Origin of the sequence: Neobacillus massiliamazoniensis, from assembly GCF_001048695.1 — a bacterium.
GTDB lineage: Bacteria > Bacillota > Bacilli > Bacillales > Cytobacillaceae > Neobacillus > Neobacillus massiliamazoniensis.
The window spans coordinates 896,708-921,169 of record NZ_CVRB01000001.1 but is presented as its reverse complement, the minus strand read 5'-3'; the positions used below and the strand labels follow the sequence as shown (position 1 = coordinate 921,169).

The 24,462-nt window shown below is 37.8% G+C and carries 23 protein-coding genes and 1 pseudogene; 15 read left to right on the top strand and 9 right to left on the bottom strand.

Annotated elements, in window-relative coordinates; genetic code table 11:
• Nucleotides 1–3 precede the first annotated feature (3 nt).
• Nucleotides 4–153, bottom strand: coding sequence for a teichoic acid D-Ala incorporation-associated protein DltX (locus tag BN1082_RS04455; RefSeq protein ID WP_090631448.1), 150 nt, complete (start codon nucleotides 151–153; stop codon nucleotides 4–6).
• 343 nt (nucleotides 154–496) lie between these two features.
• Entirely contained in the window at nucleotides 497–1,546 is a 1,050-nt protein-coding gene (locus BN1082_RS04450; RefSeq protein ID WP_090631445.1) for a M42 family metallopeptidase, read from the bottom strand.
• A 414-nt stretch (nucleotides 1,547–1,960) separates the two neighbouring features.
• Here BN1082_RS04450 and BN1082_RS04445 point away from each other — a divergent pair, with 414 nt between their 5' ends.
• A complete protein-coding gene (locus BN1082_RS04445; protein ID WP_090631443.1) occupies nucleotides 1,961–2,272 on the top strand; it encodes a hypothetical protein in 312 nt (103 codons plus the stop codon).
• A gap of 144 nt (nucleotides 2,273–2,416) precedes the next feature.
• Here BN1082_RS04445 and corA read toward each other — a convergent pair whose 3' ends face one another.
• From corA to BN1082_RS04430, 3 genes are all read right to left on the bottom strand, one after another.
• Nucleotides 2,417–3,370, bottom strand: coding sequence for a magnesium/cobalt transporter CorA (gene corA, locus BN1082_RS04440; protein WP_090631441.1), 954 nt, complete (start codon nucleotides 3,368–3,370; stop codon nucleotides 2,417–2,419).
• Between the two features lie 65 nt (nucleotides 3,371–3,435).
• Nucleotides 3,436–4,881, bottom strand: coding sequence for a hypothetical protein (locus BN1082_RS04435; RefSeq protein WP_090631438.1), 1,446 nt, complete (start codon nucleotides 4,879–4,881; stop codon nucleotides 3,436–3,438).
• Nucleotides 4,882–5,039: 158 nt separating this feature from the next.
• Nucleotides 5,040–6,215: a TIGR04053 family radical SAM/SPASM domain-containing protein gene (locus BN1082_RS04430; RefSeq protein WP_090631436.1), complete on the bottom strand. Its 1,176-nt coding sequence runs from the start codon at nucleotides 6,213–6,215 to the stop codon at nucleotides 5,040–5,042.
• Nucleotides 6,216–6,750: 535 nt separating this feature from the next.
• Between BN1082_RS04430 and BN1082_RS04425 the strand changes: the two genes are divergently transcribed.
• Nucleotides 6,751–7,371 (top strand): TVP38/TMEM64 family protein, encoded by a 621-nt coding sequence (locus tag BN1082_RS04425; protein ID WP_090631433.1) that lies wholly within the window; start codon nucleotides 6,751–6,753, stop codon nucleotides 7,369–7,371.
• Nucleotides 7,372–7,771: 400 nt separating this feature from the next.
• Nucleotides 7,772–7,948: a hypothetical protein gene (locus tag BN1082_RS27290; protein ID WP_176699643.1), complete on the top strand. Its 177-nt coding sequence runs from the start codon at nucleotides 7,772–7,774 to the stop codon at nucleotides 7,946–7,948.
• 3 nt (nucleotides 7,949–7,951) lie between these two features.
• On the opposite strand, the gene BN1082_RS04420 is transcribed toward BN1082_RS27290, so the two are convergent.
• Nucleotides 7,952–9,310: an MFS transporter gene (locus tag BN1082_RS04420; RefSeq protein ID WP_090631415.1), complete on the bottom strand. Its 1,359-nt coding sequence runs from the start codon at nucleotides 9,308–9,310 to the stop codon at nucleotides 7,952–7,954.
• A gap of 266 nt (nucleotides 9,311–9,576) precedes the next feature.
• Between BN1082_RS04420 and BN1082_RS04415 the strand changes: the two genes are divergently transcribed.
• The 5 genes and pseudogenes from BN1082_RS04415 to BN1082_RS04400 all read left to right on the top strand — a co-directional run bounded on the left by BN1082_RS04415 (nucleotide 9,577) and on the right by BN1082_RS04400 (nucleotide 12,696).
• Entirely contained in the window at nucleotides 9,577–10,587 is a 1,011-nt protein-coding gene (locus BN1082_RS04415; RefSeq protein WP_245640307.1) for an XdhC family protein, read from the top strand.
• Complete coding sequence (locus BN1082_RS04410; protein WP_090631412.1) at nucleotides 10,569–11,180, top strand: nucleotidyltransferase family protein; 612 nt, start codon at nucleotides 10,569–10,571, stop codon at nucleotides 11,178–11,180. The genes BN1082_RS04415 and BN1082_RS04410 overlap by 19 nt, the downstream gene beginning before the upstream one ends.
• Nucleotides 11,181–11,369: pseudogene (locus BN1082_RS27285) on the top strand (hypothetical protein); the annotation flags it as partial.
• Nucleotides 11,369–12,205 carry an FAD binding domain-containing protein gene (locus BN1082_RS04405; protein ID WP_090631410.1) on the top strand — a complete coding sequence of 279 codons (837 nt, stop codon included), beginning with the start codon at nucleotides 11,369–11,371 and terminating at the stop codon, nucleotides 12,203–12,205. The pseudogene BN1082_RS27285 and the gene BN1082_RS04405, both read left to right, overlap by 1 nt.
• A 23-nt stretch (nucleotides 12,206–12,228) precedes the next feature.
• A complete protein-coding gene (locus BN1082_RS04400) occupies nucleotides 12,229–12,696 on the top strand; it encodes a (2Fe-2S)-binding protein (protein WP_090631408.1) in 468 nt (155 codons plus the stop codon).
• Nucleotides 12,697–12,979: 283 nt separating this feature from the next.
• Here the strand turns inward: BN1082_RS04400 and BN1082_RS04395 are convergent, their stop codons facing one another.
• A complete protein-coding gene (locus BN1082_RS04395) occupies nucleotides 12,980–15,049 on the bottom strand; it encodes a peptidoglycan D,D-transpeptidase FtsI family protein (protein ID WP_090631406.1) in 2,070 nt (689 codons plus the stop codon).
• A 286-nt stretch (nucleotides 15,050–15,335) separates the two neighbouring features.
• On the opposite strand from BN1082_RS04395, the gene BN1082_RS04390 reads away from it, so the two are divergent.
• Nucleotides 15,336–16,868 carry a carboxypeptidase M32 gene (locus BN1082_RS04390; RefSeq protein ID WP_090631403.1) on the top strand — a complete coding sequence of 511 codons (1,533 nt, stop codon included), beginning with the start codon at nucleotides 15,336–15,338 and terminating at the stop codon, nucleotides 16,866–16,868.
• Nucleotides 16,869–17,002: 134 nt separating this feature from the next.
• On the opposite strand, the gene BN1082_RS04385 is transcribed toward BN1082_RS04390, so the two are convergent.
• Both BN1082_RS04385 and BN1082_RS28810 read right to left on the bottom strand, forming a co-directional pair.
• Complete coding sequence (locus tag BN1082_RS04385; RefSeq protein ID WP_090631400.1) at nucleotides 17,003–17,254, bottom strand: CotG/ExsB N-terminal domain-containing protein; 252 nt, start codon at nucleotides 17,252–17,254, stop codon at nucleotides 17,003–17,005.
• 338 nt (nucleotides 17,255–17,592) lie between these two features.
• A complete protein-coding gene (locus tag BN1082_RS28810) occupies nucleotides 17,593–18,288 on the bottom strand; it encodes a CotG/ExsB N-terminal domain-containing protein (RefSeq protein ID WP_425412123.1) in 696 nt (231 codons plus the stop codon).
• Nucleotides 18,289–18,654: 366 nt separating this feature from the next.
• Between BN1082_RS28810 and BN1082_RS04375 the strand changes: the two genes are divergently transcribed.
• The 6 genes from BN1082_RS04375 (at nucleotide 18,655) to BN1082_RS04350 (ending at nucleotide 24,440) form a co-directional block, all read left to right on the top strand.
• Complete coding sequence (locus BN1082_RS04375; protein WP_176699641.1) at nucleotides 18,655–20,136, top strand: sensor histidine kinase; 1,482 nt, start codon at nucleotides 18,655–18,657, stop codon at nucleotides 20,134–20,136.
• The gene (locus tag BN1082_RS04370; protein WP_090631393.1) at nucleotides 20,108–20,794 is read left to right on the top strand and encodes a response regulator transcription factor; all 687 of its coding nucleotides are present in this window, start codon (nucleotides 20,108–20,110) and stop codon (nucleotides 20,792–20,794) included. The genes BN1082_RS04375 and BN1082_RS04370 overlap by 29 nt, the downstream gene beginning before the upstream one ends.
• 92 nt (nucleotides 20,795–20,886) lie before the next feature.
• A complete protein-coding gene (locus BN1082_RS04365; RefSeq protein ID WP_090631390.1) occupies nucleotides 20,887–22,053 on the top strand; it encodes an MGDG synthase family glycosyltransferase in 1,167 nt (388 codons plus the stop codon).
• Between the two features lie 54 nt (nucleotides 22,054–22,107).
• Nucleotides 22,108–22,797 (top strand): polysaccharide deacetylase family protein, encoded by a 690-nt coding sequence (locus BN1082_RS04360; protein ID WP_090631387.1) that lies wholly within the window; start codon nucleotides 22,108–22,110, stop codon nucleotides 22,795–22,797.
• A 209-nt stretch (nucleotides 22,798–23,006) separates the two neighbouring features.
• The gene (locus BN1082_RS04355; RefSeq protein WP_090631385.1) at nucleotides 23,007–23,999 is read left to right on the top strand and encodes a glycosyltransferase family 2 protein; all 993 of its coding nucleotides are present in this window, start codon (nucleotides 23,007–23,009) and stop codon (nucleotides 23,997–23,999) included.
• A 9-nt stretch (nucleotides 24,000–24,008) separates the two neighbouring features.
• The gene (locus BN1082_RS04350; protein WP_090631382.1) at nucleotides 24,009–24,440 is read left to right on the top strand and encodes a GtrA family protein; all 432 of its coding nucleotides are present in this window, start codon (nucleotides 24,009–24,011) and stop codon (nucleotides 24,438–24,440) included.
• The last annotated feature ends 22 nt before the right edge of the window (nucleotides 24,441–24,462 follow it).

Below are 24,462 nucleotides of genomic sequence, written 5' to 3'. Positions count from 1 at the left end.
TTATTAAAAATCATTGTAAATATAAGAACCAGCGTTTGCATCATTAAATCCATACATAAAAAACAACAAGAGGAGAATCAGTAAATAATAAACAAATCGGCTGACCCATTTTACTTTTTGGTTACTATAGAAAACTTTTAATTTATTGAACATAGTCGGATTACCCCACAATGTAGATTTATATAAAAATAACTAATAATCAAGTTGAATACCTGATTTCGTCATTTTTTTCACTATAATAAGTCATTTGTTACCAATATTTTTAATGGACTACATTATCATAATGCTGTTTGAAACTTTTTGCATTAAAAATTAATGAGAAAAATATTAAAAATTTTTTTAGAATCATTTCTACTGATTAGACAATATTTTTATAAAGAATCAAACTTTAGCATTATATCACTATATAAGTCGTAAAATGACGGACTAAAGTTTCAATTTAAAAAAATTTTATACGATAATAAAAGCCATCAAAAAACCAGGCCCATGCCTGGTCCTAAAGAACTAAATCTGACTGAATATAATAATACAAAAGCTTTGCTGTATTTTCAATCGAAAATTTGTGGGTACGTTCAAAAGCATGTGATGAATCAATCCCTGGCCCAATTAAACCATGAACAATGTCATTTCCTGAACGAATTGCGGCAGATGCATCAGAGCCGTAGTATGGGTAAATATCCAGTTTATAATCAATCTTGTTTTCTTTAGCAAGTCGTACTAAATTTTTTCTTAACTCGTAATGATATGGCCCACTCGCATCCTTCACACAAATGGAAACGGTGTATTCATCGGTTGACTGGCCATCGCCGATTGCTCCCATATCAACAGCCAAATATTCCACTGTTTCCGAAGGAATATTTGAATTACCGCCGTAACCAATTTCCTCATTATTTGATATTAAAAAATGAGTTGTGTATGGTAATGTGATTTCGTCTTCTATTAATTGTTTGATTAATTGAAGCAGGATGGCAACGCTCGCTTTATCATCTAAATGGCGCGACTTAATGAAGCCGCTTGGCGTCACTTCGACACGTGGATCAAAGGAAACAAAATCTCCCACTTCAATACCAAGAGATCTTACATCTCCGGCATTATGTACTTTTTCATCAATTCGAATCTCCATATTTTCCTGATTACGCTCAAGCTTACCAGCATCCTTATACACATGAACAGATGTTTGATGCATCAAGATGGTGCCGGTATATTTCTTACCGCTGCTTGTTTCAATCTGGCAGTATTCCCCTTCGATGGAGTTATAATTGAACCCGCCAATTAGGGCAATTCGCAAGCGACCATTCGCTTTAATTTCTTTCACCATAGCCCCAAGTGTATCGACATGGGCTGTCAGCATCCGGTGTCGGGTTGAATCTTTTCCTTCGATTGTAGCGATCAGGCCGCCTTTTCGGTTTCTGGTCGTTTCCACTTTTAATTCGGTCAAAAATTTTTCCACAAAGTTCATCACTTCATTTGTATTACCGGATGGGCTCGGTATCGAAACTAATTTCGTTAATAATTCTAATGTTTCTTTCGTTTGTTTGGATGACAATGTAATTCTCCTTTCAGAATATTTATTCTTTGTTATTATACAACTTTTTAAAAAACATATGATTTTTTATTAGTTTGGCATCATTTTTTTATTGAAGATGCATAAGTTATTCTAATGTGAATTTTTGTTTTTAGGGATTAAATTTATTCGAATAGGACAAGAATGAGAATATTCGAATTATTAAAAAGAAGGCTGAGTTAAACTTGCCTGTTGATTTGCGCTCCAGACGCTTCGCTTTCCGCGGGCGTTCCGGGAAGCCTCCTCGGCGCTAAAGCGCCTGTGGGGTCTTCCCTGCCCCGTACTCCCGCAGGAGTCTCGCGCCTTCCGCACCAATCAACATTGTTTCAAAAATCATCAATCACTTTTAACACAGCCAAAAAGAAAAAAGTGAATTTGACATATGGAGGGTGAAAAATGACTAGACTTGAATTATATCATAATAAGGCGAAGCCAAATTCTCGAAAAAGGTTATCTTTTTTCATTCTCGCCTGCATCCTATTAACAGTCGGATTTTTTGTAACGCGCCATTACTTTATAAATTCAATCCGAATTGAAGCTCCTGAAACGGATTTAGGCAAAAAAGTTGTGGTCCAACTCCCAAGTGGACAAAAGGTTTATACGTATGAAAAATTAATTGTTGAAAAAAACGGAAGAACCTACTACAAGGGAGAACGGAACATTATTGATCTAACTGGTGGATCAGTGACATATGAAGATTGGGAATAAGAAAAGCGGAAGCGCCTTGGTCAGACCCGAGGGGCTAGATGCTGGAGCTAGACAATAAGAAAAGTATAATGTGCCCGTTTAACTAAGTCCACTTGCAGTTAAACGGGCATCATACGTTAGCCAATTATTAAAGTCAATATTTTTTTATGATTTAAACCACCCTTTTTTCTTAAACCAAATGTACATCCAAACTGCAATGGTCAACATTAAGAATAGGCAAGCAAAATAGCCATCTTTCCATTTCAACTCAGGCATATTCTCAAAATTCATCCCATAAACGCCGACGATAAAGGTGAGTGGCATGAAGATGGTCGTGAAGACCGTTAAAACCTTCATTACATGATTGGTTTGATGCGAATTTAAAGAAATATAGCTGTCTCGGATGTCAGTTGTAAGCTCTCGATTGGCTTCAATCATTTCTGACAGCTTAAGTAAGTGGTCATGAATATCTGAGAAGTATTCCCTTTTTCCTTGAACATCAAACAAACGCTGTGAATTAAGAATTCTATATACGAGATCACGCATCGGTGAAATGGTATGTCTTAATTTAAGCAGGTCATGTCTTGTGGCAAATAAGTCCTCAAGTAATTCCTCCATTGACCGCCCCTTCGAATTTTCATCAATTTCATTTAAAACATCTTCAATTTGATAAACAAGTGGAAAATAATTGTCGACCATTTTGTCGAGGACATGATAAAAAACATGGGTTGGATCCCATTTTCCAAGATCGGCCGCAACATTCAATTTCTTCCAAACCTCACTAATTTCATTCGAAGGACTGTGATGAAAACTAACAATAAATTTTTCGCCTAGAAAGAAATCTACTTCATCTCTGGTATTTGTTTTTGGATTCAGTGCTTGTAAGACAAAAAAGGTATGATTATTGTAATAATCAAGTTTTGGGCGTTGCAAGTGATGGATACAATCTTCAATCGCTAATGGATGAAAATGAAGTGGATTTCTGAGTAATTCCATTTCAGCTTCACTTGGTTGATCAAAATCGATCCAGTACCATAGATAATCGCCATTAACTAATTGAGAAACCTGCAAATTCTTTATTAATTGAAAGTGCTTATTTACAGCTATTGTCCTAATCATAATAACTCCTTAAATTAAACATATTGCAATATATCCAATATAACGAATACACCCCAAAAAATCAGCTATTTTTTACTGATTTTCGATGAGAATACGATTTGCTTAACCCACTTCTTTCGATTTTTCCAATTGCTGTAGGACTGGAACAGATTTAGAATCAACAGGATTGTCGCAACTAGCAATCCACTGAATACTATAAAGATGGCAAAGTTTTCAAATGGATTGTAATCTTTTAAATGAGACCAATGGATCTTTCCTTTTAAATCGTTGGTAAACAAATTCATGCTGAAAATACCGCAAACAACGGTATAGAGTGTTAATATTAATAGTATTATACTGTCTTTTTTAGTTACAGTGTTTTCATCATACTTAACTAAGGTAATAAGAGTTTCCTTCGTATTATTATATAATAAATCAATGTTAAAGGTTTTCCGGAAGAGGTCATAAAGCTTTTGCTCTCGAGTTAGTCCAAAATCAGAAAGATAGAAATAATTTGAGGTAAAGGAATTGATGAGGTAAATTAGTTTTCTGATTTCTTTTGAATCGGTGTCAATCTTTAGTTTTGAATAGTCCCTTGCTATTTTTAAAAACACAGATTTATGGTAAAGATTGACGAGAAGGCTATAGTAAAATTCACCATAAAATTGACTTGCTAGTTGATCGGTAGTCATTTTCGACTCGTTAGAAATACAGGTAAAACAAGATGTACCGAAAAAATAATACCTATTTGGTGCCCAACAATCGTCGCTGTTTCCCTGAACATACTGTTGGATATATTTAAGATTTTTTGAATTAATAAATGGTTTTGAATCAGCGTCCAATCCATTTAGAAAGCCTGAACGATAAACATCAGCCAACTCTATTTGTTGATTTTCATTAAAAGACAATAGCGATTGGACGTATATTTGCTCATTACCAGCAAACGGTTCTTCCTGAAAAAATACCCCCCTTAAACTTTTCATATCGAGGAAGCTCATTAATCCTGGAAGTAAAGCTTCAAAGATAAAGTCATTAATTCTTGGATAAACCTCTCCCAGTAATTCAATTTCAGCTTCCTTTATTGATTGGAAAGACGACGCATATTCGATTGCTTGAGAAAAAAGTAAGTCGCTAATTTCAGTGCGAAGGGTTATGAATCCAAGCTCAAATGGGCAGATAGTAAGATCGATTGAATGGAGTCGAAATGGAATTGTAATATGATTGTTTGTTAGAATCGCCTTCAAATTTAATGATTTTGAATACCTTTGAAATCCCGTATTTTCTGAAGCCTGTGGAAAAAGGATGTTATTCGTATTAGGAAAAAAATATTTTTCCATGTCTCGATGGGAAACACGAAAATTTCCATAGAATGCATTTTCGTTTTCTAATTGATTTAATTGAAATGCTTGAAATTCTTGATTCTCGAAAAAGGTGATAAAATTTTGTTTGCTTCCTTCAACGAGCGAAAAAGAGAAAATAAATTGAAAAAGCCCGGTTGAGACGTTTTTTTCTATTAAATTGATTTGCTGCATAAAGAAATTTCCTTTCGAAAAATAATTATTCCTAAAAACAACATTCCCGAAATGATAAAAACTTAACCAAAGAAAGTATTCCTCCAATGAAATGGGGAATTTATTTTTGAATAAAAATGAAAAAGGCATCCCGTTTGATGGGAATGCCTTGTATTATTTTAAACCGTTGGTGCTGATTCTTTATTTCGTAATGCCTGTGGAATATACACGCAAAATGGTTCGCTTTCCATATAGTCACCTGTTACAGCATACGTTCTCGAACGGGAGCCGCCACAAATTTTGTTAAATTCGCAGACGCCGCATTTACCTTTATAGTTGTCAGGCTGGCGAAGGTCCTTAAAAACTTTTGCTTCACGATAAATATTGGCAAGCGGGGTATCGCGAATGTTACCGCCTACAATAGGGAGTAACCCGCTTGGCACGACGTCACCAATATGGGTAACAAATGCAAATCCGTTCCCGTCGTTTACCCCTTTTGGAGCACGCTTTAAGCCATCATGCATTGAGGCAAAATCAGTTGTAATAGTATCTTCATAATGTATATCCCCATTTTCAATGAGATGGTCACGCATTTTCTGCTGTAGAACAACACGACGATAATGCTGAGCAGCCGTGGTTTTAATATCGTATGGAGCTGTTTTGCTCAATTCATACAGCCAGCGGAATACTTTTTCGTGCTCGGCTGGAGAGATACAAGCATCTAACTGACCTCTACCCGTTGGGACAAGGAGGAAGATGTACCACATGACGGCACCAAGCTCGGCAACGAGCTTTGACATTTCTTCTAGCGAATCATAATTATAGCGGGAGATAACCGTATTAATTTGCAAAGGCATTTCAAGTTCATTTAAGTACTTTATTTTTTCCAGTGTTAAATCGAAAGAACCTGGTGTTCCTCGGAAATGGTCGTGGATCTCCGGTGTTGGACCATCAAGACTAAAGCCCCAGCGGGATAGACCCACATCTTTTGCCTGCTTCATTTTTTCCTTCGTAACATTCGCAGTAGCGCTAGGGGTCATGGAAACGCGCATGCCTTTTTTAATAGCATAATCAGCGAGTTCGAACAAGTCCTCTCTCATCATGCAATCTCCGCCTGTAAAAACAAGCATAGGATTATCCATTTCGTAGATTTGATCTATCAGGTTAATGCCTTCCTCATGCGTTAATTCCCTTGGGTCTGCAGCGAGCTGGGCATCTGCACGACAATGCACACATTTAAGTTGACAGGCTCTTGTTACTTCCCAAATCACAATAAATGGGTTTTCATCATAATTGATTGCTTTTGCCATCCCATGACCGTGGGAATGTGGATGTCCTTTGCTAAAACCTTCCATTTTCATCACCAAAATTCGTTTGTATTTTATTAATCAGAAAAATGCTTCTATATTTTTATTATAAATTTGGTATTGGTGAGTAGCGTGGATGGTTTGTTACAATATTTTTACATTGTATGTAAAAATATAAACGCTATATCTTTCTAACTATTGTATCTGCAGTATTACAATGGGGACATAAGAATTTAAAAGAAAAGGCTGTGTTAAAGGTCATTGTTGATTTTTGACACTATGTTGATTGGAGCGGAAGGCGCGAGATCCTCGAAAATGCTATCGCATTTCCTTCGTGCGGTGTTGATTCAAGGATGCTGATTCAACGTCCTGCGGGAGTACGGGGCAGGGGAGACCGCGGATGCTCGCTTCTTGAGCGCAAATCAACAGTCACGTTTAACAGCAAAAGAAATAGTAGAAAGAACTACTATCGATATGGTAATAGGTATTTTAGATTAAATATTCAAATGAACTATTTCTTTATCGAAGTTAAATTTACCATTATACTATAGGTAGAAATTAATAATTATTGATGGAGTGCGTGATGTTAAAAAGAATTCTAAGTGTATGTATTTTTCTTATAATCATTGCAATTGGTTATATGCAAAAAGATGTTTTGTTGCATTTAATTAATGAGGGAGGAACCTTTTCGGTCTTCATTAGTATGATATTTGTTGCTATTTGCGTCTTTTTTCCAATCATCCCGTTTACTGTTCTTGCAGGTATCATAGGGGCTGTGTTTGGTGTAGTGCACGGAATTATGATTTCTTTGGCGGGGGCAATGATCGGTACCATGAGTTTTTTCTTTTTAATGAGGTATAGTTTTAGGGATTTCGCTCAGGAAAAATTGATGAAATATCCAAAAGCCTCAGTGTTTGACCAATTTATGGAGCGCAATTCTTTTATTGCCATCTTAACATGCCGCTTGCTTCCAGTGATCCCGGCACAAATTTTCAATATGGTCTGCGGAGTAAGTAGAGTCAAATGGATGACGTTCTTTATCGCATCAATGATCGGTAAGATACCTAATATTTTTGTATTGACTTATGCAGGGGCATCCTTTACTAGCAATAAATTCTTCTCATTAGGCATGTACGGTCTCTATCTTTTTGTGATATTTTCAATCGCCTTTGTCATCTTTTATCGAAAAACTCTAAAGAACTAGCTAGTGGTTTAAGTGAAAAGATAGGGAAGTCATTTATATTTTCTTTTTATTTTAATCAAAGTCTATGTCGAAGATCATTGTTGGTTTTGCAACATGTTGATTGGAGCGGAAGGCGCTCGACTCCTGCGGGAAAAACGGGTCAAGGGAGACCCCGCAGGCACATAGCGCCGAGGAGGCTCCCGAACCGCCACTAGAGTGGAAATCAACAGGCAAGTTTAACAGAGCCTAATCAAAAAAAAGGATCCGGCAAAATCAAATGCCGGATTTCAAAAAAATCTATTTTAAAGGGGCGGAGGTAGGCTCTTCCTTGAACCTGACTCTATCATATCGGAAAAATATGAACAAATTATTAAAAAAAGTTTAAGAGATTAAGAAAGAAAAATGAAAAGGTGATGAGAAAATGAGAGATTATCATTGCTGTGCAACCTGCACTCATTTTAGAGCTGAGAGAAAAAATGAGAAGATGATTTATTTTTGCAGCCGATTAGGATATGAAACAAAAACAACCTATAAATTTAATTGCTGGAATCCAAAAGAGAAGATTAAAAACCGAATAGAAAAAGAAGGTGGTGCCTGACACCTAAAGGTCACTTTGAGTTTTCTTCATAGAGAATTTTAGGCTCATCAAAAAGCTAAGTGCGCCCGTGAAGATCAAGAAAATTCCAAGAATTTTCATGTTTCCAGTAGAAATTTCTTTCCCGAATATTAAACCAAGGACTATGGAGGATAGAATCGATCCTAAATATCTGCATGTCTGAAACAATCCTGATGTTGTCCCAACAATGTCCTTTGGGCTCTCATTCATCATTGCCACCTGGAGCACCACGTTTCCAATTCCATAGCTAAGCCCAAGAACAGCTAATATGAACCCGATCACCCAGTAATTGGCTCCAACAAAAAATAATGTTAAGAAAACAGCTCCGATAATGGAAATAAATGAACCTACCACAATCGGCTTTTTTACCCCATCCTTATCAATCCATTTCCCTGTTATAGGTGAAATGATAACACTCATTCCAGACATAAATAGCATCAGTAATCCACTATTCTCAACGGATAACTTCATTTCTTCCTGAAAATAGGTGGGAAGACCAAAAAATAAACAATAAAAAAAGATATTTAAAACAATAAATTGTATATACACCCAAGAAAGCTTCGGGTGTGTCTTGAAAAGTTGAATATCAATAAAGGGCTCTTCCGCTTTTAATTCCCTCCAGAAAAATAATCCGAAAAATAAAACCCCAATCACACCGGATAAAAAATGAATAGTGCTTTCAAATGATAGTAAAAACCATAATAGGAATACCATTCCGGCAGCGAAAAATCCTATTCCAAGTAGATCAAGCTGTGAAAGTAGGTTCTTCATACCGATTTTTTCCCTTTTATCATCCCGAGGAAATAAAAACCAACCTAGTAGAAAGCTCATCAAGACAAAGGGATAGTTCACCCAAAAAATAGCCGGCCAATCACCCCAGACGATTAGAAAACCGCCTAATGTTGGACCTAATGCCGTCATGGCTGAAGAGAAAATAGCCAGCACTGAGAGAGCTGATGCTTGACGATCTTTTATTTGGTCTCTAATTAGTGCCACACCGGAAGGATATATCGCGCTACTGCCAATGGATTGTATTAGCCGCATCATAAGTAGCATAAAAAAAGTGGTCGAAAGTGGTGCGGCAAAAGCAGAAAGGGCAACAAGAAAAAGTCCTCCTATGAACATTTTCTTACGACCAACCAAATCGCCAATTTTACCAGTCACAGGCTGTGCCACTGCACTCGCCAAGTAAAAGGAAGAAATTAACCATGATACGGTTGTAAACGAAAGATGAAAATCTCTTTGAATACTATGTAATGCCAATGAAATCATCGATGAATTCAATGGATTCAGCATCGTTCCGGAGGCAACCGCTACTAAGAACAAGGCGCGTTTTTTCTGCATATTGTCATCCCTTTTCAAACCATCTAAGTTGTATCTACCATTAAAATTATTTCCAAAGAAACAAATATCTAGTATTTTTCATTTTTCCTGAATCAGTAGAGGCAAAAACTTAACAAGTAGCTAGTTAGAATTGAATAGGGAATTTTATATCACCTTATACAATTGTTTTATTCAAAAAATTAGTATTTCAAATGAATAATTCATTCTAGGATTGGTTTTTCGGTGAATATACATAAGATAGCAAAATTTGTGTTGGAGGTTGTGGAGTGGAGGATATTCATCGTTTATTCGAGTATTTTTCAAAACCGACAAAAAAAGTATTAGCAACCATTATCGGAGTCACGGGATCTGCGTATAAAAAGGAAGGCTCTGCCATGCTTTTTTTGGAGGATGGAACACAAGTTGGGACAGTTAGTGCTGGCTGCTTAGAAGCTGACTTAGCTCTAAAGGCTAAGGAAGTGATGAAAACGTGGAAGATGATGACGATTCAATATGATATGAGAGAAGCTACAGAACTTGCCTGGGGGCTGGGGACTGGCTGTAATGGAATCATTGATATATTACTTGAGCCTATAACTGATCAGCTGAAAAGGGATTTTTCAACATTAAAGCAGCTGCTGGACTTCAATATCCCTGTTTTATTCTTGAAAAAGCTAGAAATGGACGGGGAGTATATCTTTATTCCGAAATTGGGAAAGCCGTTTGGTAATTGGAAGGGGAAAATACCGGTAGGGTTTGCTGAGGTTCAAAGTGGTATGCTGGCTGAATTGCCTATTTTTCAACACCTTTTTCAGCCAAAACCACGTTTGATTTGTTTTGGAGCAGGACCTGATGCCATCCCCCTAGTTGCCTTTGCAGCAGCGACTGGTTTTTCAGTATCCGTGGTTGATTGGCGAGAAGCTTATTGCCAGAAGAAAAACTTTCAAACTGCAGATAAGATCATCGTTGCCTTCCCAAAAGAGGCCTTTCACCAAATTAAGTTCACAGCGGATGATTTCGTCGTCATCATGACACATCATTTTCAAAGAGATCAAGAAATCCTGTTAACGCTCCTTCAAAAGGAACTGAAATATTTGGGGATTTTAGGCCCAAGGGATCGAACAAGGCGCCTCCTGCAAGGAGGAAGTATTCCCATTCATATTCATTCTCCTGTTGGGTTTTCTATTGGGGCTAAAGGTCCTGAAGAAATTGCTATAAGTATTTTGGCAGAAATGATTCAGATTCATAGGCAGCCAGTTATAGATTGTATGGAGCATGTATGGTCTATCACGGAATAGTCGGGATTTATTTAGCAGCGGGTAAAAGCAGCCGCATGGGCACGGACAAATTACATTTACCGGTAGGCGAAGATTATTTAGGGAGTATCGCCTTTCGGGCGGCTCTCGATTCTAGGCTTGACATAACAATCGCGGTCACTCGACAAGGAGATTTGCTTCCTTGGCTTGCTCCTTTTTCTAAAAGAAATGGTTGGAGACAACTTGAATGTAGGGAAGCAGAGGAAGGTCAAAGTGCTTCACTTAAGGCTGGGGTGAGGCTGGCGGAAGCTCTGGGTGCACAAGGGGTAGTGGTGCTGCTTGCAGATCAGCCATTTGTGACAATGGAAATGATCAATCAATTGATTAAAGAATCTGTCCACTCACAAAATATTCCTTATTTTTCGTTTACACAAAAAGGGATTTCAAAGCCGCCAGTTCTTTTTACAAGGAGTATGTTTCCGGCATTACTGGAGTTGGAAGGTGATCAAGGAGCGCGGTCATTGATACGTAAAGGCGTGGGAAAGAAAATTGTGCTAGAAGAAGATATCTATTTTCTTGATGTTGATACGGAAGAAGATTATCGAACAATTTCAAAGATCCTGGGGATGGGTTAGGAGGGGGAGACTTGGATGGTCGGTTTTGTTGAAACACCTCAGTTGGATTCTCCATATGGGGCGCCCGAGATAGGAGAACAAGGGCTGATGGGAATGCCCGGAGCGCTTGGAAATGCGTTATCGCTCGCAGCCGGTGTTTCACTTCATCATCTGCAGTTAATTTGGAGAGCAAAGGAGGCAAATAGATAATGCTTCCCTTTGACTTTGAATATTTTAAACCGGAAACCTTAGAAAAAGCTGTTGATTTATATCATTCCCTGAAACAGCAGGGGAAACAGCCGATGTATATTTTGGGGGGGACAGAATTAATCACGCTTGGTAGGATTAATCTTGTCTATACGGATGCAGTCATTGATTTGAAAGAAATCGCCGAATGTAAAGCAATGGAATTTAGAGGTGATTTTCTTGTTCTCGGAAGTGCATTAACCCTTACTCAAATTGAGGAAGCAAATCCGTTCCCTTTGTTAACAAAAACCTCCAGTGAGATTGCCGACCATACTGCACGTGGAAAAATTACCCTTGGTGGGAATATTTGTGCGCAGATTTATTACCGGGAGGCTGTTCTGCCGTTTTTACTGGCAGACAGTCAGATCGTCATCGTTGGCGCTGAAGGAATAAGGGTTGTCCCAATTAATGAAATTTTCCAAGAACAGCTTAAACTAATGCCTGGGGAATTTCTTGTGCAGATGGCAACTGAAAAACGATTTATTTCTGCACAGCATTTCGCTGTTAAGCGACGTCAGCAATGGGACATTGGATATCCATTAATTACGCTGGCTGCATTAAAAATCGAGGAGAAAGTTCGAGTGGCCATTAGCGGTCTTTGTCCCTTTCCATTTCGATCAATAGAGGTAGAGGCTGCCTTAAATGTGAGGGATCAATCTATGGGTGAGCGAATTGCCCGTGCTATACAGGTTTTACCCGACCCGATTCTAGATGATGTTGAAGGTTCGGCAGACTACCGTCTATTTGTGTTACAAAATTTATTAATTGATTGTTTAACTGTCCTTGAAGGGGTTAGGTAAAAAGGCTTTAGGGGGGGAGATAATTGAAAACTCAAACAATAATTTTGCATGTGAATAGGGAAACACATTTGGTAACTGTCAGGACAGCGGATACCCTTTTATTTGCTTTAAGGGCCAATCTTGGACTGACAGGAGCTAAGCCAGGTTGTTTAAATGGTGATTGTGGGGCATGTACGGTCAACGTTGACGGTTGGCCAATGAAATCGTGTTTAATGCTGGCAGTGGAAGCAGACGGAAAAGAAGTACTAACGATTGAAGGCTTAGAGAATGCTCCCATTCAACAAGCCTTTGTCGAAAATTTTGCCTTTCAATGTGGCTATTGCACACCGGGGTTTATTATGAACTGCCATGCATTGATTGAAAAGCATCCCGAAGCTAATGATCAAACAATTAAAGAGTGGCTGAAATCGAACATTTGTCGCTGTACTGGCTATTCTGAAATCGAAAAGGCTGTTAAATCGGTGCTTAAAGGAAAAAAATCAAGAGGGTGACTCAGTAAAGGTTATTTTTGAGTCACCCTCTTATGCCATTTATTCTCGCGCATTCCTTCTTTATTTCGAATTAAGCTGTGTTAAACTTGGCTGTTGATTTGCGCTCTAGGCGCTTCGCTTTCCGCGGGCGTTCCGGGGAGCCTCCTCGACGCTTAAGCGCCTGCGGGGGCTCCCCTGCCCAGTACTCCCGCAGGAGTCTCGCGCCTTCCGCTCCAATCAACATAGTTTCAAAATCAACAATGCCCTTTAACACAGCCTAGAATTAAGAAATCCATTACCAGAACTACTTAGTTTTTGAAGCAAAATAAGTATCTAAGACTCTTCGGCCGATTTTAAAGTTAATATTGTTAGTTTGTTCCCCTTGATAAGCCCATGGAATTAGAACAGCCATTGCTATTTCAGGGTTTGAACTCGGGGCATAGCCGACTAAGCTTAAATTCATAACAGGAGGTGGTTCTTTACCGTATTTTGGGCGGTCTGGACCATCATAAAAGGCCTCAGCCGTACCTGTTTTTCCTGCTGGGGAATACGTTGCATCTGCAAAAAAATTATAGGCTGTTCCACCAGACTCTTGAAATACTTTTTTAAAGCCTAATTGGACCCGGTCTAACCACTCTTTTTTAAAATCTAAAGTATTCAGGACATTCGGCTGGACTTGTTTAAAGATAGGTCCGATTTCTGATGAATCTGCAAGTGGTTCACGAATTTCTTTAACTAAGTGGGGCTGCATCCGATATCCGCCATTTGCAATGGTAGAGATATATTGTGCAAGCTGCATCGGTGAATAGGTATCGTATTGGCCGATGACCAGGTCGAGTAAAAATCCGGGCATCGTGCTTTGCCCTTTAAAACCAACTTGTTCATTTGGCAGATCGATTCCAGTTCTTGCTCCAAGTCCAAAGCTTGCAAAGGAATTACGGATTATTTCAAAACTATTAGGGTTTAGCTTTAAAGGTTGATCATATGCATATTGTCCGCCACCAATCTTGATAGCAGTATGGAACATATAAACGTTAGACGATCTTTTTAAGGCTTCAATATCATTTACGTTTGGTCCTAAATATGTCCAAGATTTTTTTATCTGCGTGCCCTTAATTTTAATTCCTTGATCGTCAAACGAATCACCAGGAGTAATAGCCCCCGTCTTATAACCTGTTAAAATGGTTGCCCCCTTAACAGCAGAACCAACATTATAGGAGGTGGTAAATGTCCCAAGGGCATCATCTTGCATTTCCACCTTTCCAGTTTCCGGGTCTTTGACAATCCGTTTTCCTGCCATGGTTATTACTTCACCGGTATGTGGGTCCATCAAGACGACATAGGCCCGGTCCAATAATGTGGTGCCAGGAGAGCTTTTGGCTGCCAATAGCTCTTCTTCAATAATTTTTTCAACTGAATTTTGTAAATTCATATTTACACTCAAAACGAGGTCTTTCCCTCTTTGACCATTTGAAACCATCTGAGTATCGAGTAATGTTCCATCCTTTGCGGTAATATTTTTAACTTTGGATTTATACCCATGAAGAACATCCTCGTATTGCCATTCGAGATAGCTTTTGCCGATACGGTCATTTCGGTCATATCCTCGTGATAGAAAATAATCAAGTTGCTCAGCAGGTAAACCTTCTTCTGATCTCGTTACATTTCCTAAAACCGATTTTAGCGTTTTGTCAAACACATATGACCTGTCCCAATCAGTCGTTGTTTCCATACCAGGCAAAGATTGAAGGTTTTCGCTAACAACCGCTAATTCCTCAGGTTTTACATCCTCATTTTTAACAATTTGTGGAGTGTACATATAACCGCTTGTAAATTCACGATATATTGCTAGTACTTTTATATCTTCGTCTGTTAATTGTTGCAATTCGTCCGAAGTAATCCGGTCTAATTTTAATTTATATAAATCTTTTTCTGAAATTTTTTTGGCGACAACTAAATCCTTTTCCTTTTTGGTTATTTTCGAATCCGCAAGCTTAGGATTCTTGATAATCCAGTAGTCCTTTTTATCTCTCTCAGTGACCTTATCTGTTTTTTTATCGATTAACTTTGCTAATTTTTCAGCTGTTGCCAGCATTTCTTTTTGGCTCGCTCCACTATTAGTGTATGTAATCGCACTTTTCGGAATGTTGTCGACAATCATACTGAGATTTCGGTCAAGAATTTTCCCTCTTGGTACAGACTGAAGAATCGTAATGTTGTCATTTCGGGCTAATTCACGTTTAAAATTATCGCCATAAACAATTTGAACAAAACCAAGCCTTAAAATAAGGATGGAGAACAATAAAAAGACGCTAAAAAAAAGGATATTTAGACGAATCGGGAAATGGGACTTTTTTTTCTTCTTTTTTTCCATTGATTACACGTCCTTATTCGAGTCAACCAAATGACATACTTCAATTCTATTTTACGTTTCTTCTTCCAATATTGTAAAGGATTACCTATAGATAAAAGATAATATAAGTTAAAGAATATTATCTACTTTAAAATGTTAGATTTATACAAAACAGTGGAAAAGATATTATTCAATAAAAAAATGAATTGTTAATTTTTGCCCTATTTTTATTTTTTAGTTTATAATAAAAAACGGGTGTAGTAAACGCTTACATCTTAACTGAAAAGTGTGACAGGAGGTCAACAAATTGGAGCAAAAAGTGGTCGATTTAACTTTAGAGAAGGCGTTGGAGCAGTTTAAAGCTTTGGATGAAAAAATTTCGCATCTGACAAGTATTTCTGGTTTAATAGACTGGGACCAAAAAGTTATGGCACCTAAAAAGGGTAGAAATACTTTTGCAAAAGCAGCGGGGACATTAAGAACGGAGATTTTTAAACTTTCCGTATCACATGAAATGGGGCAGTTGTTACAATTTTTGACCTCAAAGGAAAATTCACTTAACTTGGATCAAGTGACAAAGGCAAAGGTAAGGGAATATAACGAGTATTATCAAAAATCAAAAAGCATTCCAGCTGACCTGTTTCAGGAATACTCAGTCTTAACGGGGCAAGCAAATGATGCTTGGGAAGAAGCAAGAGAAAAAAATGATTTTGGAAGATTCCTACCTTTTTTAGAAAAAATCGTTGCTTTTAAGCGGAAATTTGCAGAAATTTACGGCTACGAGGATCATCCATATGATGCGTTACTTGATGAATTTGAACCGGGTTTAACAGTGAAAAAGCTAGACCCATTGTTTGCAAAGTTGAGAGAATCAAGTGTGCAACTTTTAGAACGGATTCAGAATTATGGAAAGAGTACTCCGGATCATCTATTTGACCAACCATTTGAAGTGGAAAAACAAAAAGAGTTTAATCGCTTTATTTTGCCTATAATTGGCTTTGATATGCAGGCTGGGAGACTTGACGAAACGGTTCATCCATTTGAACTAACTGTAAACATCGGTGATGTCCGCTTAACAACTCGTTACTTGAAAAACAATGTGCGCTCCGCAATGTTTGGAACCATTCATGAAGCAGGACATGGTATTTATGAGCAGCATGTGAACCCAGAATTTGAAGAATCGGTTCTCCAAAGAGGTGCGTCCTTTGGTATCCATGAATCACAGTCCAGGTTTTTAGAAAATAAGATTGGGCGCAGCAATGAATTTTGGAACTATTTTTATCCACATTTGCAATCGTATTTTCCAAACCAACTGGGAGAGTATTCTGTCGAGGAGTATTATCGTGCCGTTAATACGGTGAAGCCATCCTTTATCCGGGTAGAAGCAGATGAATTAACCTATAATCTCCATATCATGCTTCGTTATGAAATTGAGAAAGGCTTAATCGGCGGTGAAATTGAGGCAAAGGATCTTCCTGTAATTTGGAATCAAAAAATGGAAGAATACCTTGGGATTATCCCAAGTACTGATTCAGAAGGGGTTCTTCAAGATGTACACTGGTCATTCGGTGGATTTGGCTATTTTCCTTCCTATTCTTTAGGAAATCTGTATGCAGCCCAAATCCTTCGTAAAATCCGAAAAGACTTGCCAGAATTCTATAGATATATTGAGACTGGTCAATTTTCTTTCATTCAGGACTGGTTAAAGGAAAATATTCATCAATACGGCAAACTCTACCCACCGAATGAACTGATTGTAAAGGTTACTGGTGAAGAGTTAAATGCAGATTACCTTGTCGAATATCTTGAGGAAAAATATTGTGAAGTTTATGGGATATAATTGGCAATTCTATTAATTCAATCTCTTTGTTAGGCAGGAAAGGATGTTTATTTTGCAAGAGGGCTGATAAAAAATACAGCCCTTTTTGTTTTCTTGATAATAGATGATTAGAAATGGTGTCCTAATCAACTACTTCAAAAACGGAGCCCAGAAAGAATTCCGCTTATACGAAGCCCAGAAAGAACTTTGCTTAAACGACGACCAGAACGACGACCGGAACGACGGCTATAGCGGCGACTAGAACGGCGAGTAGAGCGGCGACGAGAACGACGACGGCGCGAAGTTAGAGGCCCACAACTCGGGTCCTTATACAAATATTCACTTAAACCTAAATCTTCAACAGTTTGAACAGCCTCTTGAATATCCAATGAAGAATATCCATTCATTTACAACACCCCCTTAAATTTTTACCTTAATCCAGAAAGATCAATTGAATCTTTCATTGCTATATCGTATGTGGACAAGGCTTTTTTGTTTGAGTCAGCAGTTTAAAAATTGAGAAAAGTTATCTGATATAGATAACTTTTTGAATAATAATATTCAATAATGAAACAGAAACAAAAAAATCTAATAAAAAGAAAACCCTGTTCTCGAATAATTAAATGAGAACGGGGTTTTTGATCGTTTTGCACTGATAAAAATGAGTACATGTCTTAAATAGTAGGTAAGGAAATAAATTGATTTATTTAGATATTGTCAAGTTATCCGAATCAATGTGAACTGATTAACGACGTCTTGACCTACGAGAGGAACGACGACCAGAACGACGACTAGACCGGCGACTAGACCGGCGACTAGACCGGCGACTAGAACGACGGCTAGACCGACGACTAGACCGGCGACTAGACCGACGGCTGGACCGACGACGGAATCTGCGGCTGGACCGACGGCTTGAGCGGCTGAAACTAGCTCTTGATCGACTGCTCGAACGCTCACTTGACCTCTTGCTAGACCGTTGGCTAGACCGACGTCGCTGCGATCTAAAAATTACCAAGAAACGTGTCCGGCGGCTAGACCGACGACTGGACTTATGGCTGGAGCGGCGGCTAGACCGACGTCTGGCGATTCTGCTTGCACGTCTACTGGAGCTTCTGCTCGAACTTTGGCTAGAGCGACTGCTTGACTGATTGCTCGAACTTTGGCTAGAGCGACTGCTTGACTGATTGCTCGAACTTTGGCTAGAGCGACTGCTTGACTGATTGCTCGAACTTTGGCTAGAGCGACTGCTTGACTGATTGTTCGAACTTTGGCTAGAGCGACTGCTTGACCGATTGTTCGAACTTTGGCTAGAGCGTCTGCTTGACCGACGACTAGAACCTCCCCAACAACTAGGAGGGTCTTGATACATAAAATCGTTTAATCCTAAGCTTTCAGCTTCTTCTACGGCAGTTTCAATTTCCTTAACTGTAAATACAATCATTGAAAACACCTCCTTTATTTTATCCTGAAAGACCCCTTTGTCCTTCATTGCTTTATCGTATGAGGTCGAGGTCATTTGTGTCTGTGACAGGAGTATAAGATTCAATAAAAATATTTTAAGTTGTTTGATAACAAATTTAACTTTGTTAAAATAGCGCCAATGGCGATAAAGGCAACACCAAATTCAATTATAAGACTGATTCGATATCCCCATTTTCAAAACTCTAAATTAGAACAATTTAATAAAGATTTAATAATTCATTAATCGTTTCTTTAGGCAGGTTGTTTATTCTATTTTTATTGCGTATTATAATTGATGTCATTAAGGCTAATATATATGATTTTAAAAATTGAAAGCAGTGAGAAGATGTCGATTCGTCTTAGATTATTAATATCCTATCTTGCAATGGTTCTTGTTCCTATTTTTTTCGTTATTCTTTCTACACTCTTAGTGGCCTTGCTTTTCAAAGGGGATATTAAAGAATTAGAGAAAACCTATCTTCCGCCCGAGCAACAAAAAGCTATTAGCGAAACCGATCAGTTTTATATTGATGTGCATAAGCAAGCATTAAATGATCCTGAACAATTTTCCAATCCGTCTTATTTAAAAAAAATCGACAATGAGTTAAATAAATCTGATACTGGGATAGTGGTTAGAAAAGGTAAGAGCATTACTTACAGCTCGTCCTTTTTAAAAGGAATTGGAATAGATGATCTACCTATGTTTGGATTAATCAGTGATGTTGATCCAGTTGAGCGGGTTGATGGTCAGTATTTGACGATTCGAAAGCTCGATTTTTACTTTCCTGATCATAGTGAGGGCTCGATTTTCTTTATTACAGATGCGAATAGTTTAGCAAAATTTGTTCGCTCTTCTTTCCCAATAATATTTGTGGGAATAATCCTTATCTTAGTAGTTACGAATGGTCTATTAACTTACTTAGTTTCAAGGAGCATCATTCGTCCGATACGGGAATTACAAAGGGCAGCAAATCATATTAAGGAAGGAAACCTCAATTATTCGATTGAGCCGATGTCCAAGGATGAATTGGGACAACTAGCTCAAGGATTTGAGGAAATGAGAATTCGATTAAAGGAATCGATTGAAAAACAAGTGGCATATGAGGAAAATCGGACAGAGTTAATTGCGAATATTTCCCATGACTTAAAAACACCGATTACGACTATAAAGGGTTATGTTGAGGGGATTCGGGATGGTGTTGCCAATAGCCCTGAAAAAATGGACCGTTATATCGAGACGATTTATAAAAAGTCGATCAATCTAGACCATATGATTGATGAACTATTTCTCTATTCAAAACTGGACTTGCAACGGTTACCTTTTAATTTTGAAAGATTTCATTTCAATCATTACCTCGAGGATTTTGTCGAAGAGCTTCGATTTGACTGGGAGGATAAGAATGTTGAAATTGATCTTCATATTAAAAACAATGGGGATTACCTTATTATTGGGGATCGTGAACATTTAAAACGGGTTATCAACAATATTGTAGATAATTCCTTGAAGTATAATGACAAAGAGACTAAAAAGTTGAGCTTTACTTTATCAACTTTTGACTCCCACATTCTTTTCAAAATGAAAGACAACGGTCCAGGAATTCCTGAAGAAAGTTTACCGATGATCTTCGAACGGTTTTACCGTGCTGACTTAGCTAGAGGAACGGAGAAGGGTGGAAGTGGTCTTGGATTATCGATTGCAAAGCGAATCATTGAAGAGCATCATGGAAGCATTTGGGCAGAAAGTAAAGTCGGACAAGGAACAACAATTCTGTTTACTTTGAAAAAGTCAGGTGATAATGATGAAAAGAATCCTAATTATAGAGGATGATAAAAGTATTGCCGAACTCGAACGAGATTACTTGGAAATAGATGGATTTTCAGTTGAAATTGCCTTAAATGGCACGGACGGATTAAATAAAGCATTGAAGGAAGAGGTAGAATTAGTATTACTTGATCTCATGCTTCCGGGGATAGATGGTTTTCAGATCTGCAAGGCAATCCGTAGTGAAAAAGATATTCCTGTCCTTATGGTTTCAGCAAAAAAGGAAGATATCGATAAAATCCGTGGCTTAGGTTTAGGAGCGGATGATTACATCGTGAAACCATTTAGTCCAAGCGAGTTGGTTGCTAGAGTGAAATCACACATAGCCCGCTATGAGCGCTTAATTAACAAGGAACCACAAAATGAAAGTATAATGGTTAGAGGTTTGAGAATTGATAAGGTTTCAAGAAGGGTATTTGTCAATAACCATGAAGTGACATTTACTGCGAAAGAGTTTGATGTATTAACCTTTTTGGCTCAGCATCCAAACCATGTCTTTAATAAAGAACAGCTGTTTGAGCGATTATGGGGATTTGACTCCTTTGGAGATATTTCAACCGTTACGGTCCATATTCGAAAAATACGGGAAAAAATCGAAGCAGACCCGTCTAATCCTCAATATATTGAGACGGTTTGGGGCGCTGGCTACCGCTTTAAAGGGTAATTAGGTATGGTATAATTGTAAACAAACAGAGGGGAAAATGAATAAGTCAGCTTTTCTTAACCTAATGTTCTTGTGAAGGAGTTAATGAAGCTATGAAATTTAGAGAGAAGGATAAGATTCTGATCTTATCTGCCACATATGGGGATGGACATAAGCAAGTGGCAAATGCGATCAGTGAAGCAGTCGATCTTAATCTTCCTGATACAGAGCCGATTATTTTGGATATTATGCAGTGGCTTCATCCCTTTCTTTATCCTGTAAGCAATTATTTTTACAAGAAGGTTATCAAAAGGTTTCCGCAAGTGTACAGCTACATTTATCGAAAAACAAGGGAAAGAAGTGCTTTCTCTACCAAATTAAATACTTTTTTTTCATTGGGAATGGGCTCGATGCTTGAAATATTACAGAGTATTAACCCAACAGTGGTTGTCTGCACCTATCCATTCGCCGCGAGTATGATATCTAAATTAAAAGAACAAGGATTAATTGATGTTCCGCTAGTTACCATTATTACGGACTATACGGATCATTCATACTGGATTCATCCCTTCACTGATCAATATGTTGTCGGGTCCGAACAGGTAAAGGATAGATTAATTTCTTTAGGTGTTGAACGATACAAAATAAAATGTACGGGTATTCCTATTCGCCAAAAATTTGTGAAAACAGAGTCTCGGGACCTTCTTGCCACAAAATATGACATAAATCCAAATCAATTCACGATTCTCGTGATGGGTGGGGGAGAAGGGTTGATCGGGAAAGGATTATCAACCTTTCACGCTTTGGAGAGAATTTCTACACCTATACAACTCATCGTTATTTGCGGGAGAAATAAGAAACTACAAAAGCAATTGCAGGATGAGTTGCGAAACTCAAAGCATAAGGTTCTTGTCCTAGGATTTTGTGAGAATGTGAATGAATTAATGGCCATATCTGATCTTATGATTTCAAAGCCAGGTGGGGTAACTATATCAGAGGCAATGGCTATGGAATTACCATTATTAATATACAATCCACTTCCAGGCCAGGAAGAAGATAATGCGGACTATTTAGTGAATTCAGGCCTTGCTATTTTAGCGGAAAATGAATCTGATTTAGTGACGAAAATTCATCACATGATCCATGATTCTTTCCCATTACTTTCGATGAAATTAAGAACAAAAATGTATCAATCAAAGACATCGTCAATCGATGCCGTTGACGTGATTATCAGAACTGCAAATCGGGGAAAAGAAGAGCAACAAATGGCTATGGGGTAAATAAATTTGGACTGTTCCTAACATATTGTTAGGCTAAGTGAAGGTGAGCTTTATATGCAAAAGATTGTACTTCTTATATTTATTTTACTGGCTTTATATTATTTAATTCCCTTTATTTTAACTGCTGGTTTTGGAATTGGTGTAATAAAACGATATTCTTCTTCATCAAAAATTGCCTTTACTTTTGATGATGGTCCAAGCCCTGTTTATACACCTCAGTTGCTAGATTTATTAAAAAAATATCAGGTAAAAGCTACTTTTTTTGTAGTAGCTTCTAGAGCGGAACGATACCCTGAGTTGATTATAAGAATGCAGGAAGAAGGCCACTTGATTGGTATTCATAATTATGTGCACACGTCTAATTGGCTGATGTTTCCATGGACCGTTATTAGACAGTTAAAAAAAAGTACTTCTATTATTGAAGGAATTACCGGAGTGAGAACTATTTACTATCGCCCGCCTTGGGGGTTAATGACTCTTTTTGATTTCTTTCTGACGAAATCATACAAGATTATTCACTGGTCTGTGATGGCTGAGGACTGGAGAATGAAGGGCGGTAGTGAAAAGGTTAAATCAAGACTGTTAGGTCAAATAAAAAAAGGCGATGTGATTCTGCTGCATGATTGCGGAGAAACATGGGGGGCAGATGTCGATGCCCCGCTCAATACCATTAACGCCTTAAAGGATGTACTCAAAGAATTATCTGAACAGGGCTTTACTTATGCAAGAATCGACGAAATGTAGATGTGAGTGGAGATAACCTTAATGAATACTTTTTCGATTAAAGAATAGATACCTGATATCCATTTAAAAATCCTATTTGTCTCCATCCACAACCTGTTTACGATATCGCCCTCTTTTTTTGGTTCTGTTGACAATAGATGATTATTGAAAAAATAGAGAGATTGGGGTACATTGACAATTGAAACCAAATGATTTAAAGGAGTTAAACCATGAATAAACCAGTGTTAACTATAGTAGTTCCATGTTTTAATGAAGAGGAGGTATTTACAGATACCTCTTTTCAATTATCCACTTTGATGACTAATTTAATTACGAATGCACTTATATCAAATGAGAGTAAAATATTGTTTGTGGATGATGGCAGTAAGGACAACACTTGGAACTTAATTGAAACCGAGAGTGATAATAATCCTTATGTTAAGGGTCTTAAGCTTGCTGGAAATGTCGGGCATCAATTTGCACTCCTTGCTGGACTAGAAACTGCCGCCAAGCATTCCGACTGTGTCATCTCGATTGATGCAGATCTTCAAGACGACATTAACGTCATTCCTGAGTTCATTGAAAAGTTTTGGGAAGGGGCTGATATCGTTTATGGTGTTAGAGATAAACGTGAAACAGATACTTTCTTTAAAAGAAATACGGCTCTGGGATTTTATAAGTTTATGGGGAAAATAGGAATAAAACTAGTCCCCAACCATGCAGATTTTCGTCTTATGAGTAAACGTGCTTTAGAGGAACTATTAAAATACAAAGAATCCAATTTATTTCTTCGTGGGCTTGTCCCTCGTATTGGCTACAAATCAACAGAAGTCTATTACGATCGAAAGGAACGGTTAGCAGGGGAATCTAAATATCCTTTAAAGAAAATGCTGGCATTTGCATTTGATGGGATCACCTCCTTTAGTGTGGCCCCGATCCGTTTGGTTACGTTTGTAGGCTTTTTGTCAATGATTATTAGTGCCATTGCCGGAGCTTATGCAGTAATACAAAGATTCCTAGGTCATACCGAATCAGGTTGGGCTTCTTTAATTATTTCTATTTGGTTTGTCGGTGGGTTACAATTGTTGGGAATCGGAATCATTGGAGAATACATCGGAAAAATTTATCACGAAGTGAAAAGACGCCCTAGGTATGCAATTGAAAAAGATTTATACAGTGTCCAAGAAAAGACCCAGCAGCATAATGAAGCTGTTGTTAAATAGGAGCATGAGATGAAATATTCATTTGTTCGCTTTATTCTGGTGGGAATTGTCAATACTATTGTTGGGTTATCATTCATGTATCTATTTTTAGATGCATTAGGCCTATCCTATTGGATCTCCACTTTTTGTGGGAATTCTATAGGAGCCTGTGTAAGTTATCTTTTAAACCGAAAATTTACATTTAATAGCGATAATTCGGTTACAAAGAGTGTATTTCGCTTTATAATCGTTATTTTAGCTTGCTATTTCATCTCCTATGATTTAGCGAAAAATTTAGTGGTAGGGCTTCTTAATTCGAATTCCTTTTTTACTGAAAATGTGAAGACAGACCTCGCTGTCTTAGTAGGGACAGGCTTGTATACCATACTCAATTACTTTGGACAAAAGTTTTTTGTTTTCTCAAAATGGTCTATCAAAGTGAAAAATGAAATTCCAGAATAATAATTAAAGAAGGATTTTTTAA

Coding starts and splice junctions, on each gene's coding strand:
- BN1082_RS28810 (WP_425412123.1), bottom strand. CDS start 18,288: ATGATTGTATTTACAGTTAAGGAAATTGAAACTGCCGTAGAAGAAGCT.
- BN1082_RS27290 (WP_176699643.1), top strand. CDS start 7,772: ATGAGAGATTATCATTGCTGTGCAACCTGCACTCATTTTAGAGCTGAG.
- BN1082_RS04385 (WP_090631400.1), bottom strand. CDS start 17,254: ATGAATGGATATTCTTCATTGGATATTCAAGAGGCTGTTCAAACTGTT.
- BN1082_RS04350 (WP_090631382.1), top strand. CDS start 24,009: ATGAAATATTCATTTGTTCGCTTTATTCTGGTGGGAATTGTCAATACT.
- BN1082_RS04410 (WP_090631412.1), top strand. CDS start 10,569: ATGGTCTATCACGGAATAGTCGGGATTTATTTAGCAGCGGGTAAAAGC.
- BN1082_RS04360 (WP_090631387.1), top strand. CDS start 22,108: ATGCAAAAGATTGTACTTCTTATATTTATTTTACTGGCTTTATATTAT.
- BN1082_RS04455 (WP_090631448.1), bottom strand. CDS start 153: ATGTTCAATAAATTAAAAGTTTTCTATAGTAACCAAAAAGTAAAATGG.
- BN1082_RS04375 (WP_176699641.1), top strand. CDS start 18,655: ATGTCGATTCGTCTTAGATTATTAATATCCTATCTTGCAATGGTTCTT.
- BN1082_RS04365 (WP_090631390.1), top strand. CDS start 20,887: ATGAAATTTAGAGAGAAGGATAAGATTCTGATCTTATCTGCCACATAT.
- BN1082_RS04405 (WP_090631410.1), top strand. CDS start 11,369: ATGCTTCCCTTTGACTTTGAATATTTTAAACCGGAAACCTTAGAAAAA.
- BN1082_RS04435 (WP_090631438.1), bottom strand. CDS start 4,881: ATGCAGCAAATCAATTTAATAGAAAAAAACGTCTCAACCGGGCTTTTT.
- BN1082_RS04355 (WP_090631385.1), top strand. CDS start 23,007: ATGAATAAACCAGTGTTAACTATAGTAGTTCCATGTTTTAATGAAGAG.
- corA (WP_090631441.1), bottom strand. CDS start 3,370: ATGATTAGGACAATAGCTGTAAATAAGCACTTTCAATTAATAAAGAAT.
- BN1082_RS04430 (WP_090631436.1), bottom strand. CDS start 6,215: ATGGAAGGTTTTAGCAAAGGACATCCACATTCCCACGGTCATGGGATG.
- BN1082_RS04445 (WP_090631443.1), top strand. CDS start 1,961: ATGACTAGACTTGAATTATATCATAATAAGGCGAAGCCAAATTCTCGA.
- BN1082_RS04370 (WP_090631393.1), top strand. CDS start 20,108: ATGAAAAGAATCCTAATTATAGAGGATGATAAAAGTATTGCCGAACTC.
- BN1082_RS04425 (WP_090631433.1), top strand. CDS start 6,751: ATGTTAAAAAGAATTCTAAGTGTATGTATTTTTCTTATAATCATTGCA.
- BN1082_RS04420 (WP_090631415.1), bottom strand. CDS start 9,310: ATGCAGAAAAAACGCGCCTTGTTCTTAGTAGCGGTTGCCTCCGGAACG.
- BN1082_RS04395 (WP_090631406.1), bottom strand. CDS start 15,049: ATGGAAAAAAAGAAGAAAAAAAAGTCCCATTTCCCGATTCGTCTAAAT.